We start from the raw sequence: 15,992 nt of genomic DNA, 5'->3' as shown, positions 1-15,992 counted from the left end.
CAATCCGGACGCAGACGTAGGCGAAAGGAGCAGTCATGAACCTTGCCGGAAAAACGTTGTTTATGTCGGGGGGTAGTCGCGGCATCGGTCTCGCGATCGCGCTGCGCGCAGCCCGCGACGGTGCCAATGTTGCGCTCGCCGCGAAGACCGCGACGCGACATCCCCATCTCGAAGGGACGATCTACACGGCTGCGAAAGTAATTGAGGACGCAGGTGGCCATGCGTTGCCGCTCGTCGCCGATATCCGCGACGAAGCGCGGGTGCAGGCAGTTGTCGATGAGACAGTTGCAGCGTTCGGCGGGATCGACATCGTGGTCAACAACGCGAGCGCGATTCGCCTGACCGGCACACTCGACACGCCTGTCAGTCGCTACGACCTGATGCATGGCGTGAACGGACGCGGCACGTTTGTCTGCGTACAGGCGTGCGTGCCGCACCTACGCAGGTCGTCAAATCCCCATATCCTCACACTGTCGCCACCGTTGTCGACGAACCCAAGGTGGTTTCGTGACTACCCGCCGTACCTGATCGCAAAGTACACGATGAGCCTGTTCACGCTCGCATTTGCGGCAGAATTCGCGGACCTTGGAATCGCCGTCAACTCGCTGTGGCCCAGAACGACGATTGCGACTGCGGCGGTGCGCAACGTGCTCGGTGGCGAGGACATGATCGCGGCGTCGCGCACGCCTGAAATCGTTGCCGACGCCGCGTACGCGATTCTCACGCAGCCGGCAGCCTCATGCACTGGCAGGTTTTTCATCGACGACGAGGTACTGCTTGCCGCAGGCGTGCGCGATTTCGCCTATTATGACATGCAGGCGGGCGCGCCCTTGCAGGCGGACTTCTTCGTCGATGCGTTGCCGGGCATGCGCTCTGCCGACATGTTCGCCAAACAGATCGCGTCGCGAACCACAAGGACATGACAATGAGCACATCCCGACTCAAGGCACTGATGCTGAAGGAAACGGACAATGGCGTCGTACCGTCAATCGAATGGCTGAACGTCGACAATCTGCCGGACGGCGATGTCGTCGTCGACGTCCATTACTCAAGCGTCAACTAAAAGGACGCGATGGCGATTGCCAATCGCGGGATTATTCGTACGTTTCCAGCGATACCGGGCATCGATCTCGCCGGCGTTGTCGCGACGTCGGCCAGCCCCGGGCTCCAGCCGGGCGACGCAGTCGTGCTGACAGGCTGGGGGATAGGCGAGCGCCACTGGGGCGGTTTGACACAGGTCGTCCAGTCGGACTGGCTCGTCCCGTTGTCGCCTGGTCTCACGCCAAGGCGGGCGATGGGGATCGGCACCGCCGGGTTCACGTCAATGCTTTGCGCATTCGCTCTGGAACCGCACGACGTCCGTCCCGCAGGCCGGAGAGATTCTCGTGACAGGCGCGAGTGGGGGCGTCGGTAGTTTCGCGATCGTGATCCTCTCACAACTCGGCTATCGCGTCGTCGCAATGACCGGGCGGCCTGAGCACGACAGCTATCTGAGGTCGCTCGGCGCGGCCCGGACCATCGGCCGCGGAGATTACGCGGTGGCGTGCAAGCCCGGGCGTCACGGCATGATGTCCGAACTGTTCGCGAGTGTCATCGATACCGTTGGCGGCCCCCGTGCTGTCGTCAGCGATTGCACGGCTCGCATCCGGCGGCTATGTGGCGGTCTGTGGACTCGTGGGTGGGACCGAACTTGAAACCACTGTGTTTCCCTTTCTGCTGCGCGCGATCAACGTCGTTGGCATCGACTCGGTGCGCTGTCCCACGCCGCGACGCGTCGAAGCGTGGGAGCGGCTTTCGGAATGCGTGCCAGGCTCAAAGCTCGACAGCATGATTCGCGAGATATCGCTCGAACAGCTCGTCGATGCTGCGGACGCGCTGGCAAAAGGGCGGGGGCATGGCAGGACGGTAGTCAATCTGAAGGCGGACCCCAGATTGGGGTGATGTGTCGGGTCGATGTCACATGCCTTTGTGAAGCGTTCGGTGTTGACCGGGCTTGGCGAGAGATGTCGCCGGGAGACATGACGGACGGGACGTCGCGAGGTCGTAGTCCCGCAGCGATGCGCGTCCGGCTGGTTGCTTCCCGCGCAGGATTCAGCTTGTGCAACAAGCTCGCGAAATGGGACAGGCCACCGGGTATCCGCGAAAACGCGGCGAGTCCCGGCATGTCCGTTACGGACGGCTTCGCGATGTGCAGGCCGCATTGCTGCTCGAAAGAGGTTCGAAGCGACCAATGGGATGCGTGAGATGTTCTGGCCTGGAGTGACACGCCCATGTATCAACAGTTTCTTTGCCGGCGCGAAACAGGCGTAGGTGTGCCCGACGATGTTCGCGTACTGCGGAGCGTACCGAAGCGCTTTCAGGCGCGGGCGTGACGCCCGTCATCCCACCGCCAGCTCACGCTGTCGGACACGGCGAGGAGCGAACCCGCCGGCATGACCAGATCGTCAGATACATCGAGGACAAAGGCATCTTGCATTTCACAAGAAATACGGCTACGTGTGCGCTCGCTGGTCGAGGCGCAGATCTCGCGCATCAAGCGCTGCATCGGCAAGCGCCTGCTGACGCAGGAGCTTGCGTCGCAGGAAGGCGAAGGCGTAATCATCGCCAACCTGCTGAACCGGTGGAACGCCTTCGGCAAACCGGTTTGCGTCAAAAATGCATAGTCGCGTCCATAGCACGGGAACTCGTACCCATCCGGACAAAGCCACTCGCCGAGCTGCTATCCGGCTATGGCTCCAAATTTCAAGTCAATTTCTCGTGAACACTTAGATCGCACTTACAAATGAATCAATATTAGGAATTCTTAATCGCATAGAAAAACATTTTATATCAGTGCGGCTGGCAATTAATGATACCGTGGTATTCATTTTGCATCGCATGGAGAATCCAGTTTTTTCGCCCTTGTGCGCGGCAATGAATTTGCGCAATTACAGCAATCCCCGTCTGGCCCTTGATGGCCGTCGGTGCCGACATGGATGATGGTCGTTGACGATCGGAAGTCAGAGATCTACACGTTCACTGGGCGGAGTTGCAGAGATTTAGCTCTTAACGGACTTCTAACGCGATATTGAGAACAGGAAATACTGAAAATTTCCTTGTTTTGTTATCAGTGCGGCAATGGAGGACGCAGCATGAATATAAAGATATTCGCAATATCCATGATTATGTCTTTTACGCCAGTAGCTGCCAGAGCGGATACTCCTTTACCGGTGATACCCTCCAGCTACGTAGTCGACAAAATTACTCAAAGGATGTTCGAGCCATCGAGTACCTCTTCCGATCTTGTCCTGCTGTCCGCCCACCGCGGATATTGGGAAATATATCCTGAGAACTCGTCTTACGCCCTACAAGATGCTTGGAACCGCGGATACGAAACTGTTGAGATCGATGCGCGATTTACCGCCGATAAACAGGTGATTGTCGCGCATGATTTTAATATAGACCGTATTTCGACAGGATCTGGCGCGGTGAGCAGCCTAACATATTCGCAACTTAAGCAGGTCGATCTGAAGGATCGGCATGGAAAAGTGTTTTCAGATGCAAATGGTAATAAAGGAAAATTCTTGGGCTTCTCAGAGGTTTTGGATCTTCTTGAACAGTACGTCACCTCAGACGGTCTAGGTTATGTCGTTATTGTTGACATCAAGACGGCGCCCGGCGGGTCCGGCCTGGAAATCATGCAGAAACTCCTGGACCTTATAGCTGCCAAAAATAATCCCTCACTAAGCAAGGCCGTTGTAATCAAGATTAACGCGAGAGATGCGGTTGATCTCGGGTCTGTACTGAGTCGAACTACATACAATCCCAACGTGAACGGCGGCTTGGTTCTCGTAGAAAATCCTGACGCCGACAACGTCAAGATATCAAATTATGATCCCAATCAGGACGTTAACTACGGTCAGTGGAACACCGCGCCATTCCCTATGCAGTTCGAGATGAATCAATACTATCGAGGTGATGGTCTCGAAAATTACTTCCATTATGCAGATCAGCAAAAGGGATTTGCTACGTATATAGAAAGCAATCTATTTCCAGAAGGAGTGGCTACCGCAGCCGGAATGTGTTGCGTAGCTCACATCACGGACCCGAAGTCTACAGCGTCGGCCCCAATCATCCCGGATTATCGAGGTGATCCGGAGATGGCAGTTATAAATCCTACCAACCTGATAACAACAGACTCGGTCGATGCAGTAGGGGATATGCTGCAGGCATTGGGGCGACGAAATATCAACTTACTAAAGCGATAGATTATTCCTGTCTTTTACAAGGTGGCTCCGTCATGTCAAAGCTTTTTAGACTCTTTGTGCTGCATGGCACTGCAATTGCTGGGCTATATATAACCGCAGCATCCGCGCAGACATGCTCCAACGAAGCAGAATGCCGGCAATCGGCAGGTGCCAAGCAAATACAGTTGCTAACACCTGTTGTAGTACCAATACAATATGACTATCCAAAGCTAATTATCCATAACCATGGGCCAGATTTCGACACTGACTATCAAGTTCCTAACGGAACAAAGATAGTTTACGACTTCTACACGGATCGCAATTCCTTCAACCTTCCCAGCCAGACGTCGATTATCACGGACGAAATAGCGCGGCTCGATCCAGCGAAGGGTTTTACAATTCTCGTTATTCACCGGACCCGTGATAACTTCGCAGCGAGCGGGGGCGCATCGGTCTCGCTACTCAGTTCGGCGGATAATACGGCTTATGCCTCCTTCATGCTTGGGTCTCAACCAAGTGCTACAGGGCAGAAGTGGTCCTTTGGTAAAAGCTTGCTGCAAAGTAAGCGTCCTCAGACAGCTTACTGGCAAAAGCCTTGGGACATGAACATTCTCGGACCAACCGGAAGCTTCTCAGGTACCGAATGGGTTTATTACACGTTTACGCCGGACGGCAAGGTCAAAATCGATCTGTTTGCGCCATATACATACTCTCTTGCCTTCACGGCGTATCAGTGGGATGAGGCGGTACTTGACAGCGGCTTCCCGCACTTTGCATACAAGGCTGGAGGGCCAACCTCACGACCAAATCAAGCTCCGTTCGGCTCTGTTGGCCCCTTGATGGTTGGTGCCGTGAATGTGCCTGGTCAAGGTTCTCCGACCCTTACTCCAGTCCAGGCTTTGCCAGGATTTGAACGTGCGGTCGTGTTCTCCGGGCCATTGTCCAATCGTGAGATAGTTGCCTTTCAAAAATCACTCAAGGGCAGCCTGTTTCTCGATGTCGACATGCTTCCCTGCAACAGCGGCGCTTTCCTCGCCGGAGAAATCCGCACGCCTTGTGGCAAGGGCAGTCCAGGCAATCCTCCCGCCGATGTCAGTAGCATCACTCCAGTTGGGCTAAATACCAATGTCGATCCCAAAGGGGTTACCCTAGCTGCCAACGACGGAGGGGGAGGTAGTTTTTCGACGATCAAGGCCGCAGTTGACGCGCTTCCGCCAAGCGGCGGCGTGATCCGGATCCCACCTAGCGTCTATACCGAGACATTGGACATTACGAAGCCGAACGTGAAGCTGATCGGCACCGGCACTGACGCATCGCAGGTTTTGATCACCGGCAATCACTCGGCGAACGCGACCGATCCGGGGACTGGGCAACCGTATGGAACGGCTGGCAGCTACACCGTGGCTGTGGACGCCAACGATGTCTACCTCAGCAATCTCACCATCCGGAATTCAGCCGATTACGAAGCTCCCGATTTTGGCGCCAAGGGCCAAGCTGTAGCCTTACGCTCGAACGGAGACCGGGATGTCTATCGAGCGGTACGATTACTTGGTGGCCAGGGTACGCTGTACGTTAATGGGCCGGGGCGAGCTTATTTCAGCAATTGCTACGTCGAGGGAAATGTCGACTATATCTTCGGTAATGGTAAAGCAGTGTTTGATGGTTGCACTCTCAAGACCAAGATTCATGACAGCCTGATCGGTGAAGCGACGATTACCGCACAAAAGCGTGAGAGCGCCAGCGAGGATAGCAGCTTCGGCTTCGATCACACGAAGAGCCCATATATGTCGAACGCTTGGCTAGGCCGTCCGTGGGGAAGTCACTCAACCGTCTACTTGCTCAACTCCACGATGGGACCGCAGCTCACCAGCGATGGCTGGATCGAGTTCATCCCGCCGCTGAACGGGCTGCCGGGCACTAACAATCTGCCGACCTCCACCTATCGTGAATACAATACGCGGTATGCCGACATGAATGGCCAAGGGGCCGCGCCGTTCGATATCGGCCAGCGCGAGACGACGTCGCCGAAGAGCAACGTCGCGCTGAGTTCGGCGGAGGCTGCCGCACTAGCACCTGACATTTATCTGGCTGGCACCGACGGTTGGCAACCTACCTTGGTGAGCGACGCCAGTCCGAACCTTGGGCAGCAGGTGCCAGTTCCCACTCCAGCCGCCGGGGTCCCCCAAGCCCCGCTGATCTCCGCAACGGTCGGCGGCAACGGCAACGTGCAGGTCACTTGGGCTGGCCAACCTGCCAATCCCGCAGAAACGGGTTATGTCATTACTGCGCGGCAACATGGCAAGAGTTGCGGACCGTTCCAGCTGCCGGCTTATGCTTATAGCGGGTATGTTGAAGTTGCCTTTATTGGCTCTGGTGCAAATAGCGCGGGGGCGAATCGGTTAAGGTGTCGGGCTGAACGAACTGAGAACCGATGATGAGCAAGCTGAAGAGCCTTGACGAACTGTTTGCTGGCCGTCACTTTGACCGCGATGTGATCATTCTGTGTGTTCGCTGGTACCTGCGCTACAAGCTTAGCTTGCGCGATCTGGTCGAAATGATCGCGGAACGGGGTCTGGCGCTGGCCCACACGACGATCCTGCGCCGGAGTTCGTCAAACGGTGGAATCGCTTCGGCAGGCCCACCGGCCAGTCCTGGCGTGTTGACCAACTGGTTGCTAGTTTCGCCGCTGACCATCCACAGGGCAGTCAGCCAAAGCGGCAGCATCAATGCATTTCGGGCACGGCATGCTGACAAAGCGACAACATGTTTCGGTATGCGAATATGATGATATCAGGAGGTCGTGCGCGATCGCAGCGCGGAGTAACGCGCCGGTGATGTTACCGCCAGTGGCTTTGTCCGGATGGGTACGAGTTCCCGTGCTATGGACGCGACTATGCATTTTTGACGCAAACCGGTTTGCCGAAGGCGTTCCACCGGTTCAGCAGGTTGGCGATGATTACGCCTTCGCCTTCCTGCGACGCAAGCTCCTGCGTCAGCAGGCGCTCGCCGATGCAGCGCTTGATGCGCGAGATCTGCGCCTCGACCAGCGAGCGCACACGTAGCCGTATTTCTTGTGAAATGCAAGATGCCTTTGTCCTCGATGTATCTGACGATCTGGTCATGCCGGCGGGTTCGCTCCTCGCCGTGTCCGACAGCGTGAGCTGGCGGTGGGATGACGGGCGTCACGCCCGCGCCTGAAAGCGCTTCGGTACGCTCGATGCTGTAGTACGCGCCATCGGCAATCACCCGATCCATCGGCACATCAGCGGGCAGCACGGCGTCCATTCCTTCGCTGTCCGATACTTCTGTAGTGGTGGTGCGGATCGCGTGTACGTTCATGTCAGCGTCGATCGACAGATGCATCTTGCGCCACGGCGTGCGCGCGGCCCTCTGACCGTACTTTTCCTCGTACCACTGGCTCGCCCGCCCAAAGCTCAATCCCGTGCTGTCGACGATGAGACTGATCTTCTCGCCGCGCGCGAGACGTCGGGCCAGCTGTTCGCAACGCTGCGTGACGCTCACCTCCAGTGAAGCGAACCGTTCGCCCAGCTGACTGGCGCTGGGCACCGGGATGTCCAGCCCGCGAGTCTTCCAGTAGTCCTCCATATAGCCGGTGATCTGCCGCATCCCCCAGCCGAACAGCCGGTAGAAGGTAAAGATCAGCTCGATGTACGCCGTGGTGTAGGTCGGCTCACGCCCCGACACGCCCGGCGTACGGATCTTTGCGTTGATAAGCTGCGCCTTCAGATCGCCGCCCGGCACATACAGGCTGATCATGCCGCGCTTTCTCAGGCTCTGGTTATACACCCGCGCGTTCGTCACCCGGTACCCCGGCTTCTTGCGCTTGCGCGGTTCACCCGTCTTTAGTCTGGCTTTATATGGCATTATTCAAGCTGGCTTCATGATGTTGCGCTTTTACACAACCCGTAGCATCTTTGCAATACCCCCTGAGCATGAGCACGTAAATCGATGGGGCAATGGGCAAGCTAAATGATGTAAAACGGGGGCGATGAAGCCCCCGTTGTTGTTTCAGAACGGCTCGTCGACGACCTGATGCGGCGGTTGCGTCGGACCGCGGTACCAAGGCTCGCGGTAGCGCCGGATCTGGGTAGCGTAGGCGCGGCTGAACCAGAGATAGAAGTCTTCGATGAAGAACTGCATCATGTAGGCGGCCTCGTCGGAGAGCTCGGGCAACGGCAGGCGTCGGGCCGCATCGGGTTTGTGAGGTGATGTTTTACGGGACATGTCATCGGGCTCCATTGGGTTGACGTGCGGGCGTTCGGCGCGAGGATGGCGTTGACGGGGCAAAGACCTCGAAGTACAGCTTCTCGTCGAGTTCGGTCAATTCCCTCTGCGCGGCGGTGGCGAGCAGATCGTTGGCAAGCGTGGTGAGCACGCGGTAGTTGCCCAGCGCGTGTTCGCACAGCGTGTGGCGCAGCGGCGGCGTCATCAGCTGCGGGGCGCCGGCGCTCGCGAGCAGATGATCGAGGCAGGCCAGCAGGTCATCCACCGTGGCCTTCTCGGCCGCCAGGCGCGAGCGGATGCGGCTGCCCAGCGGCAGCAGTTCGTCGCGCCGCAGCTTGTCGGTCAAGCGCGTATCGCCGGCGAGCACCACGCACAGCAGCGGTTGCGAATCGAAGCGTGCGCTGGCCATGAGCCGCAGTTCGTTGAGCACGCCGGCGCTCATCTCCTGGGCCTCGTCAATCAACAAGATCGGACGTCGGCGCGTGCTCTGCAGATGTGATAGCCACCGCTCGCGCAGCGACCGGAAGCCGCCCCAGCGGTTGTGTGCCTTGAGCTCCAGATTGAAGATGTCGCCCATCTCGCGATAGAAGTCGGCGAGACTGCTTTGCGGGTGATTGATCGAGACGACCATCAGATCGGTGAGCCGCTCGAGCTTCTCGGCCAGCACGCGCATGACGACGCTCTTGCCGGTACCGGGCTCGCCGTGGATCATCGCGAAGCCGCCTTCGCGCACGAGCGCGTTCTCGATGCGCCAGCAGAAGTTCTCGACGCGGGGCGGCACGTACAGCGCTTCGAGCGGCAGCTCCGGCGAGAACGGGTTCCACTTCAGGCCGTAGAGGGCTTGCAGGCGTTGGCTCATGCGCCCTCCTGCCAGTCAGCGGGAATCCAGGCCGGCGGCAGCCCGGTTGCCGCATGTTCGGCCAGCATCTGGCGCAGCAGCGGTGCGATGCCGGGCGCAGTGGCCGGTGGCGGCTCGACAATGACGGCATCAAGGCGACGGCGCTGGCCGTCGGCATTGGCGGCCTTGTCCAGTGGTCGCAGCGGGCACAGCACGGCGTCGCTGTCGGCGTCGATGAGATCGACGCGACTCAGGTCCCAGCGTGCGTAGCGCAGGCGTACGCGCTGAAGGTGCCGGTAAGCCGAGGGGATCTCGAAACGCGTGCCGGCCAGGCTCACGGTGCCGTCCGAACGCCGCTGGGTTCGTGTCACGTCAATGCGAAACGCGGCCCGTAGTGCATCGCTGGAGGGACACTCGCGCCGCACGTCGGGACCGGTCAGGTAGCGCTTGAGCGGCGTGCCGCCGATCTCGGAATGATGCGCGTGATGGTACTCGCGCTCGATCCAGGCATGCGTGGCCTGGTTGAGCAGTTCGAGCGTGAGATTGGGCTCGCCTTCGAGCATGGCCATCACGCGCCCCTCAATGCGTGCCCAGAACGTTTCCTGCTTCGCGTTCTGGTACGGCGAATATGGCAGCGTCGTCTGGTGCAGCACGCCTAGCGCGAGCAGCCCGGCAGTCGTCTCCTCGGCGAGCATTGCCGCACCGTTGTCGGTCATCAGCGCGCGCGGCAGCCCACGGCGCTGGAACGCCTGGGCGAGTCCGTGGATCAGGCTGCGCGCAGTCTCGTCGAGAAACCATTGCGCGTGACAGACGACGCGCGAGCGGTCATCGATCACGCACAGCAGCATCGGCGTGATCCACTGGCCGTCATGGGTGAGCAGCTTGCGCGAGCCATGATGGAAGTCGAGATGCCAGAGCGCGTTGACGTGCTCGACCTCGACGCTGCGGACCTCGAGCTTCTCGAGGCGATCGCGCGCGAGCATCGCGCCGGCGCTCGTGTGCCGGGGCTGGCGTTCCCGGAACAGGCCCTGCGCACGCATGTAACGGCGCACGGTCGTGTACGACGGCAGGTTCGCCGCACCGAGCGTGACCTTGAGGTTGTCGAAGTGCAGCTGGCAGGTCCAGCCGGGATGCTCGCGGTACTGCGTGCGGATCGCCTGTACCGTCCGAGGCGACAGGTTTGCGCCGGCACCACTGGGGCGCTTGCGGTTGCGCAGTCTCGCCACCGGATCGTGTGGCGCCTTGCGGGCCTGATAGAACCATCGTTCGATGGTCGAGCGGCCGAACTGGATATCGTCGCCAGTGACGGGATGACGCCAGCGTCTGGCGGCCAGTGCGGTGATGAGTTCGCGTAGCTGCCCCGACTCGGGCGGTGCTGCAAGCAAGGGGCCGACGATCGCAAAGCGCAGGCGCGCCCAACGATCCCGCACGGATAGATCGTGAAGTTCAGTCATGCGTTCTCCAAAGATGCGGCGCACCCGCCGCGATTCAGGGGAGAGGCGAGACTACAAGCGCTGTTCGGAGGGGGCGAGCGAGAAGTTCTGCGGGCGGCTACCGTCCCTCATGCACGGTGCTCATGGCGCTGCCGCTGGTGAGCGGCGAGAGCCAGCGCAGCAGGCACAGCAGCGGCTCAGGCTGTGACGCCGCAGCGAAGCGCTCGAGCAGGCTTGCCGGTGCCTGCACGGTCTCGACGGGCGGCACGAACGCCGCCCGCCCAAGCGTCCAGAACGGCGTGCTGACGAAGTCGGCCTGCCACCAGTGCCGCCATTGCGCGATCGTTGCGCGCGGCACGCCCAGCTCGCCGAGCTGATGCATCGCGGCAGCCGTGCCGGCACTGGCGCGCGTGGCACTGACGACGACCATGATCGCGGCAACGTAGACGCGGCGGCCGAGAAAGCGCACGGAGAACGGCGTGGTGCGACGGCGGCACTCGGCGCAGCAGAAGCTGTAGCGGAAATCGCCGCACTCGGCGCGGGCTTCCCGGGTAAGGCCGCGCGGTTTGCGGCGATAGCGGGCGCTGTGCAGAACGCCGCTGCAGCGGCGGCAGTGCTGCGAGCGGGTTTGCTCGGCGAAGTCTTGATCGATCCGCAGCAGCAGGCGGTAGAAGTCAGGATTACGGGCACTCGTGTGGCACACTGCAAAGGTCTCGGGTCTTGGAAAACGCGAGACTCTCCCTTGGGCGTCGTTTGTGCAAGATGCCTGAGGGAGATCCCCTCCGCTACATCACGCAAGTCGCTCAAAACGCCCCGAATCCCCATCGACTTGCGTGCTCATGCTCACCCCCATCCGGACAAAGCCAATCAGCGGAACTACAACTGCATTGCAACACCTTACGAGGCCATGGCCGGATCGGTAATGCTATCTGCACCGGTTTCGACGTGACCAGCAACCTTGCACATGAAATTGCTGTTTTCCTTAAGGGTGATGCTGAAGTTGTACCAACTCATGCTCGCGGTGAGATCGATCGGCAGTTCAACGGTTTGACCCGCCGAAACCCTGGTCGTCTGCGGCGCCATCTTGTAAGCGTTGTCGCTGACCGTGGCATTCACATCGCCCGAACCAACGTTAATCAGCGAGAGGCGGATCGAGCCATCGCTACCGTAGCACGTTTCAACTTGCAGGGCGGCGCTGGTGCTCGGAGTATCAACATACTCGCGAACGAAGCCGTTGGGACCGGTGACGCGCAAATCGTATGCACCGCTGGTTAATGTCCAGAAATCATCCAGAGTCTTGCTGTCTTCAACCGTGTAGTACTTTGGTGCATTCGACAGGTTCAGACGGTCAACAACGCGGTAGCACACTCCAACACCACCCGTGTTACCGAAGTGCACTGCAGGGCCACCACCGGTGACCGCGCACTTCGCGAACAGCTCATACGGAATTGCACGTGCCGGACGAGTGCCGGACTCAACCACCGGCTTGCCGACCGGCGTTGCCGGTGGCGTCGGAACAGGCTTGTTGATGTTTGCTGCCGTCACAGCAGCAAAATCCACGGCGTTAGTTGGCAGCGGCACTGACATATTGATAGTCGGAACCGAAGTCGGGAAAACATCGTTAGGCGTCTTGAAGTTAAATGCCGAAGTCAAGTCACCGCAAACTGCGCGACGCCACGGGGTGATGTTGCCGCAGTGCACGCCAAATCGCTGTTCAATGAAGCGGATCAGCGAAGTATGGTCGAACGTCTGCGAGCAAACATAACCTCCGCGACTCCACGGCGAAACGATAAACGTTGGCACACGATTGCCCAGACCGAAGGGGTTGCCGTCGCCAGGGTTGATTTCGTCGCTCGTTTCCACGGTGCTCAAACCGTTGGCCGACGTAGCCGCAGGGCGGGGCGGAGCCACGTGGTCGAAGAAGCCGTCGTTCTCGTCATAGGTTACGATGAAGGCGGTCTTGCTCCAAACATCCGGATTCGACGTCAGTGCGTCCAGAATACGTGCGATCCACTCGACGCCGTATGCTGGCGGCCACAGTGGGTGCTCACAGAAAATTCGCGGAGCGAACAGCCACGAAAGCTGCGGCAGCGTATTGGCCAGCACGTCTTGCTTGAATTGCGCCAGCGTTCGCGGGTTGACCCCACGGTCGTACAGCGGATTGCCCGGCCGAGCATTGACGAAATTCTGGAAGGCGAGAAGCACGTTCATGCCGCCATCGCTGTTGTCGTTGCTCGTCTTGTCGGTGCCTTGACGGTACGCGCCCCAGCTGATGCCTGCATTTTGCAGCGATTCAGCATAGGTCACCCAGCCCGGACCGTGCATATTGCCCTGACCATTGGTGAACTGGGTAATGTTGTTGTTATCGATAATCGGCCCAAAGCCGCCGAGACCATGCGGATCGTTACTGCCGGTCAGCATGTACAGACGGTTCGGGCAGGTCGGGCCGGGCATCGATGCGTGGTACGCGTCGCACACAGTAAATGCATCAGCCAGGGCGTAGTGAAACGGAATGTCCTGGCGGTTGATGTAACCCATCGTTGCCCCGCCTTTCGCCGGGACCCAATTATTCATGCGGCCGCCATTGATGGCAGCTTGACTATCCGCCCACGAGTGCGGCAGACCCTTCCAGATCGGGAAGTTAGTGTTGTTGGTATCAATGTGGAACGGCGTAACGATCCCACCATTGCGGTCCGGCTGAGACCAGATATCCGAGGTTACCGACGGGTCGTTGAAACCACGAACGCCGGACAGCGAGCCCAGGTAGTGGTCGAACGAACGGTTCTCGAGCATCAGAATAACGATGTGCTCAACGTCATTGATCGTGCCGGTACCGTTATTTGCCGGAGTAGCCAGTGCGCGTTGGATAGCCCCAGGGAAAATAGTCGACGCGACTGTCGTACCCGCTGCGGCTGCCGCAAGACGCATGAACTGGCGGCGGCTAATTTGCATGTGTTCCATTAGTTCGAGCACCTGTAGGTTTGCGGTTGGGGCGTGCTGGTAGCTTGGGCGCCGCTGTCAAGGCCTTTCCCCGAGCATGCCGCGAAAGATGAGGCGATAAGGATGGCGGCCGCCATCTTTATCATCAAAGATTTTCCAGTCATTATTTCCTTACGAGGTTGGTTGGGTAAAGTAAATTATCGATCGCGTTCGACGGTGGCGGAATCATCCGCAACACGCCGCTGACTGACCACGCTTCAGCCTGTGCGATGCTGTAGTACGCACCGTTGGCGATCACACAGTGGCTTTGTCCGGATGGGTACGAGTTCCCGTTCTATGGACGCGACTATGCATTTTTGACGCAAACCGGTTTGCCGAAGGCGTTCCACCGGTTCAGCAGGTTGGCGATGATTACGCCTTCGCCTTCCTGCGACGCAAGCTCCTGCGTCAGCAGGCGCTCGCCGATGCAGCGCTTGATGCGCGAGATCTGCGCCTCGACCAGCGAGCGCACACGTAGCCGTATTTCTTGTGAAATGCATAGATGCCTTTGTCCTCGATGTACCTGACGATCTGGTCATGCCGGCGGGTTCGCTCCTCGCCGTGTCCGACAGCGTGAGCTGGCGGTGGGATGACGGGCGTCACGCCCGCGCCTGAAAGCGCTTCGGTACGCTCGATGCTGTAGTACGCGCCATCGGCAATCCCCCGATCCATCGGCACATCAGCGGGCAGCACGGCGTCCATTCCTTCGCTATCCGATACTTCTGTAGTGCTACTGGTTGCAGGTTTTTCTCAGGTGTAAAAACAGGCGGAGAGGTGAGCTGGGTAAAGGGATTCGAGCGGTTGTCGTCGAAGCGGCTAGAATCCATCGCTTTGATGATGGAAAATGGCCCAACGCCAAGCCCGACGAGGGATTACGGTTGAATTGAGCGAAGCGCAATTCAACGAGTTTGTCTTGCCTCATTTGCCACGGCGTCGTCGTGGCCCGCTGCCGCGACTGCCACTGTACAGGATCTTCAACTACATCCTGAAGGCGCTGTACCTTGGATGCCAGTGGCACATGCTGCCGATCGACAGGAATCAGGGGTTCCAAGCCCAAACCCCAATAATTTTGGAATGCTTCTGAAAACAGAGGGTTAGGTTATGGAATGTAGGGAATAAGGCCGCGACGACAGGCTTCCTCCTGGAAATCGCATCGACGATGTAGCCGTTCACCTCAAGCATCCAGGCCATGGGATTTCTGGCCAACTGACTGGGCAGTGACCAGCGCGGATCCATCGCGCCAATTTTCAGCATCGCGATGATGGCGCTGGCCTTGGCGGATCCGGTTTTCGGGCTCACCCTGAAGTGTTCGCACAGCACGTCGGCCCGCATGTGCGGCGTCTGATCCCGGTAGAACAGGCCATTGACCCGACCCACGGCGTAGGCAATGCCGCAAGCCCATGAGCGCGCAGGGCCATTGATGAGTGGCGAGGGGCGTTTGCGGCACAGGGGCGCCGCCATGCGGCGACAAAGGTCGCGGTACTCGTCGGTCAGGTGTTGTCCACACACGGCGTCGGTCAGCGCGGTGATTTCGTCGTAGCGGGTCTGAAGCGCGTTCGGGATGCGTTCGGTCGACATAGGCGTGAGTTCAGTAGCCCGGAAAGGTTAGTCCTGCCAGAAGTCGCGGAACCGGTCCGAAGCCAGTTCGGTGTACCGCGTGGTGTGCTGGATGTTGCGGTGGCCAAGGTAATGCTGGATGGCGCGCGTGTCGTGTCCGTCGTTGGCCAGCTTGTAGCCGGTCGCGTGACGCAGCATGTGCGGATGAACCGGAAACGCAAGCCCCGCCTGCTGGCCCGCGCGGGTCACGATCTTGCGCACCGCATCCGGAGTCAGAGGTGCCTGGCGCTCGCTGACGAACACGTAGGCGCTGTCCGGACCCTCGCGTCGCAGCCGCCGCAACGCGCGCAGTTCAGGTCCGCGCAGCGGATGCACGGCGGGCATGCCGTGCTTGCGCCTCACGACATGCACGAGGGCCTGCGTCAGATCGACCTGATCCCAGCGCAGGCTGACCAGTTCCGAGACACGCAGGCCGTGACGGTAGGCGATCAAGATCAGCGCGGCATCGCGCGCGCCGTGCCGCCCTTCGCGGGCAGCGGCGGCGATCAGGTCCGCGACCTCCTTTTCCAGCAGGTATTCGCGACCGCGATAGGCGGCATTGGGCCGCCGTCGCGGAACTTTCCGGTTAACGATGTCTGGCACAGCTTGCTCGAGGACTCCGGAAGCCGCGTCCCGGCACAGGGCGGGGTCTTGAACTTTCCGTAATTGGGCCAT

The 15,992-nt window shown here is 59.4% G+C and carries 16 protein-coding genes and 1 pseudogene; 7 read left to right on the top strand and 10 right to left on the bottom strand.

Features of this window, described 5'->3' with window-relative positions:
• Window positions 1–35: 35 nt before the first annotated feature.
• From ACOJB8_RS37250 to ACOJB8_RS37235, 4 genes are all read left to right on the top strand, one after another.
• Window positions 36–923 carry an SDR family oxidoreductase gene (locus ACOJB8_RS37250; protein WP_475017151.1) on the top strand — a complete coding sequence of 296 codons (888 nt, stop codon included), beginning with the start codon at window positions 36–38 and terminating at the stop codon, window positions 921–923.
• 2 nt (window positions 924–925) lie between these two features.
• Window positions 926–1,063: a hypothetical protein gene (locus tag ACOJB8_RS37245; RefSeq protein WP_342949899.1), complete on the top strand. Its 138-nt coding sequence runs from the start codon at window positions 926–928 to the stop codon at window positions 1,061–1,063.
• A 539-nt stretch (window positions 1,064–1,602) separates the two neighbouring features.
• Window positions 1,603–1,941 (top strand): hypothetical protein, encoded by a 339-nt coding sequence (locus ACOJB8_RS37240; protein ID WP_475017149.1) that lies wholly within the window; start codon window positions 1,603–1,605, stop codon window positions 1,939–1,941.
• A 557-nt stretch (window positions 1,942–2,498) separates the two neighbouring features.
• Complete coding sequence (locus ACOJB8_RS37235; RefSeq protein ID WP_475017147.1) at window positions 2,499–2,663, top strand: transposase; 165 nt, start codon at window positions 2,499–2,501, stop codon at window positions 2,661–2,663.
• A gap of 166 nt (window positions 2,664–2,829) precedes the next feature.
• Here ACOJB8_RS37235 and ACOJB8_RS37230 read toward each other — a convergent pair whose 3' ends face one another.
• Entirely contained in the window at window positions 2,830–2,973 is a 144-nt protein-coding gene (locus ACOJB8_RS37230; protein ID WP_342949900.1) for a hypothetical protein, read from the bottom strand.
• A gap of 158 nt (window positions 2,974–3,131) precedes the next feature.
• On the opposite strand from ACOJB8_RS37230, the gene ACOJB8_RS37225 reads away from it, so the two are divergent.
• The 3 genes and pseudogenes from ACOJB8_RS37225 to ACOJB8_RS37215 form a co-directional block, all read left to right on the top strand.
• Window positions 3,132–4,247, top strand: a complete 1,116-nt coding sequence (locus ACOJB8_RS37225) for a glycerophosphodiester phosphodiesterase family protein (protein ID WP_475017145.1) — start codon at window positions 3,132–3,134, stop codon at window positions 4,245–4,247.
• 32 nt (window positions 4,248–4,279) lie between these two features.
• On the top strand, window positions 4,280–6,661 hold the full coding sequence (locus ACOJB8_RS37220; protein WP_475017143.1) for a pectinesterase family protein: 2,382 nt from the start codon (window positions 4,280–4,282) through the stop codon (window positions 6,659–6,661).
• Window positions 6,661–6,828 (top strand): annotated as a pseudogene (locus ACOJB8_RS37215) (IS6 family transposase); the annotation flags it as partial. The gene ACOJB8_RS37220 and the pseudogene ACOJB8_RS37215, both read left to right, overlap by 1 nt.
• A gap of 188 nt (window positions 6,829–7,016) precedes the next feature.
• On the opposite strand, the gene ACOJB8_RS37210 reads toward ACOJB8_RS37215, so the two are convergent.
• From ACOJB8_RS37210 to ACOJB8_RS37170, 9 genes are all read right to left on the bottom strand, one after another.
• Entirely contained in the window at window positions 7,017–8,111 is a 1,095-nt protein-coding gene (locus ACOJB8_RS37210; RefSeq protein WP_475017141.1) for a transposase, read from the bottom strand.
• Window positions 8,112–8,255: 144 nt separating this feature from the next.
• On the bottom strand, window positions 8,256–8,471 hold the full coding sequence (locus ACOJB8_RS37205) for a hypothetical protein (RefSeq protein ID WP_028231560.1): 216 nt from the start codon (window positions 8,469–8,471) through the stop codon (window positions 8,256–8,258).
• A 1-nt stretch (window position 8,472) separates the two neighbouring features.
• On the bottom strand, window positions 8,473–9,330 hold the full coding sequence (locus ACOJB8_RS37200; protein ID WP_475017139.1) for an ExeA family protein: 858 nt from the start codon (window positions 9,328–9,330) through the stop codon (window positions 8,473–8,475).
• Entirely contained in the window at window positions 9,327–10,763 is a 1,437-nt protein-coding gene (locus ACOJB8_RS37195; RefSeq protein ID WP_475017137.1) for a DDE-type integrase/transposase/recombinase, read from the bottom strand. The genes ACOJB8_RS37200 and ACOJB8_RS37195 overlap by 4 nt, the downstream gene beginning before the upstream one ends.
• A gap of 97 nt (window positions 10,764–10,860) precedes the next feature.
• Complete coding sequence (locus tag ACOJB8_RS37190; RefSeq protein WP_475017135.1) at window positions 10,861–11,445, bottom strand: hypothetical protein; 585 nt, start codon at window positions 11,443–11,445, stop codon at window positions 10,861–10,863.
• Window positions 11,446–11,639: 194 nt separating this feature from the next.
• On the bottom strand, window positions 11,640–13,703 hold the full coding sequence (locus ACOJB8_RS37185; protein WP_475017133.1) for a phosphocholine-specific phospholipase C: 2,064 nt from the start codon (window positions 13,701–13,703) through the stop codon (window positions 11,640–11,642).
• 325 nt (window positions 13,704–14,028) lie between these two features.
• The gene (locus ACOJB8_RS37180; RefSeq protein WP_018310015.1) at window positions 14,029–14,193 is read right to left on the bottom strand and encodes a hypothetical protein; all 165 of its coding nucleotides are present in this window, start codon (window positions 14,191–14,193) and stop codon (window positions 14,029–14,031) included.
• Window positions 14,194–14,759: 566 nt separating this feature from the next.
• Complete coding sequence (locus ACOJB8_RS37175; RefSeq protein ID WP_368607163.1) at window positions 14,760–15,299, bottom strand: DUF6398 domain-containing protein; 540 nt, start codon at window positions 15,297–15,299, stop codon at window positions 14,760–14,762.
• Window positions 15,300–15,326: 27 nt separating this feature from the next.
• Window positions 15,327–15,992, bottom strand: a complete 666-nt coding sequence (locus ACOJB8_RS37170; RefSeq protein ID WP_475017131.1) for a tyrosine-type recombinase/integrase — start codon at window positions 15,990–15,992, stop codon at window positions 15,327–15,329.

This window comes from Paraburkholderia sp. BR10141 (assembly GCF_056155635.1).
This window is presented reverse-complemented; position numbering and strand designations above follow the sequence as displayed.

What these genes read in the sequence shown, in the direction of transcription:
- ACOJB8_RS37225 (WP_475017145.1), top strand. Translation starts at nt 3,132, where the DNA reads ATGAATATAAAGATATTCGCAATATCCATGATTATGTCTTTTACGCCA.
- ACOJB8_RS37195 (WP_475017137.1), bottom strand. Translation starts at nt 10,763, where the DNA reads ATGACTGAACTTCACGATCTATCCGTGCGGGATCGTTGGGCGCGCCTG.
- ACOJB8_RS37245 (WP_342949899.1), top strand. Translation starts at nt 926, where the DNA reads ATGAGCACATCCCGACTCAAGGCACTGATGCTGAAGGAAACGGACAAT.
- ACOJB8_RS37210 (WP_475017141.1), bottom strand. Translation starts at nt 8,111, where the DNA reads ATGCCATATAAAGCCAGACTAAAGACGGGTGAACCGCGCAAGCGCAAG.
- ACOJB8_RS37230 (WP_342949900.1), bottom strand. Translation starts at nt 2,973, where the DNA reads ATGTCGGCACCGACGGCCATCAAGGGCCAGACGGGGATTGCTGTAATT.
- ACOJB8_RS37205 (WP_028231560.1), bottom strand. Translation starts at nt 8,471, where the DNA reads ATGTCCCGTAAAACATCACCTCACAAACCCGATGCGGCCCGACGCCTG.
- ACOJB8_RS37185 (WP_475017133.1), bottom strand. Translation starts at nt 13,703, where the DNA reads ATGGAACACATGCAAATTAGCCGCCGCCAGTTCATGCGTCTTGCGGCA.
- ACOJB8_RS37200 (WP_475017139.1), bottom strand. Translation starts at nt 9,330, where the DNA reads ATGAGCCAACGCCTGCAAGCCCTCTACGGCCTGAAGTGGAACCCGTTC.
- ACOJB8_RS37220 (WP_475017143.1), top strand. Translation starts at nt 4,280, where the DNA reads ATGTCAAAGCTTTTTAGACTCTTTGTGCTGCATGGCACTGCAATTGCT.
- ACOJB8_RS37170 (WP_475017131.1), bottom strand. Translation starts at nt 15,992, where the DNA reads ATGGCCCAATTACGGAAAGTTCAAGACCCCGCCCTGTGCCGGGACGCG.
- ACOJB8_RS37250 (WP_475017151.1), top strand. Translation starts at nt 36, where the DNA reads ATGAACCTTGCCGGAAAAACGTTGTTTATGTCGGGGGGTAGTCGCGGC.
- ACOJB8_RS37175 (WP_368607163.1), bottom strand. Translation starts at nt 15,299, where the DNA reads ATGTCGACCGAACGCATCCCGAACGCGCTTCAGACCCGCTACGACGAA.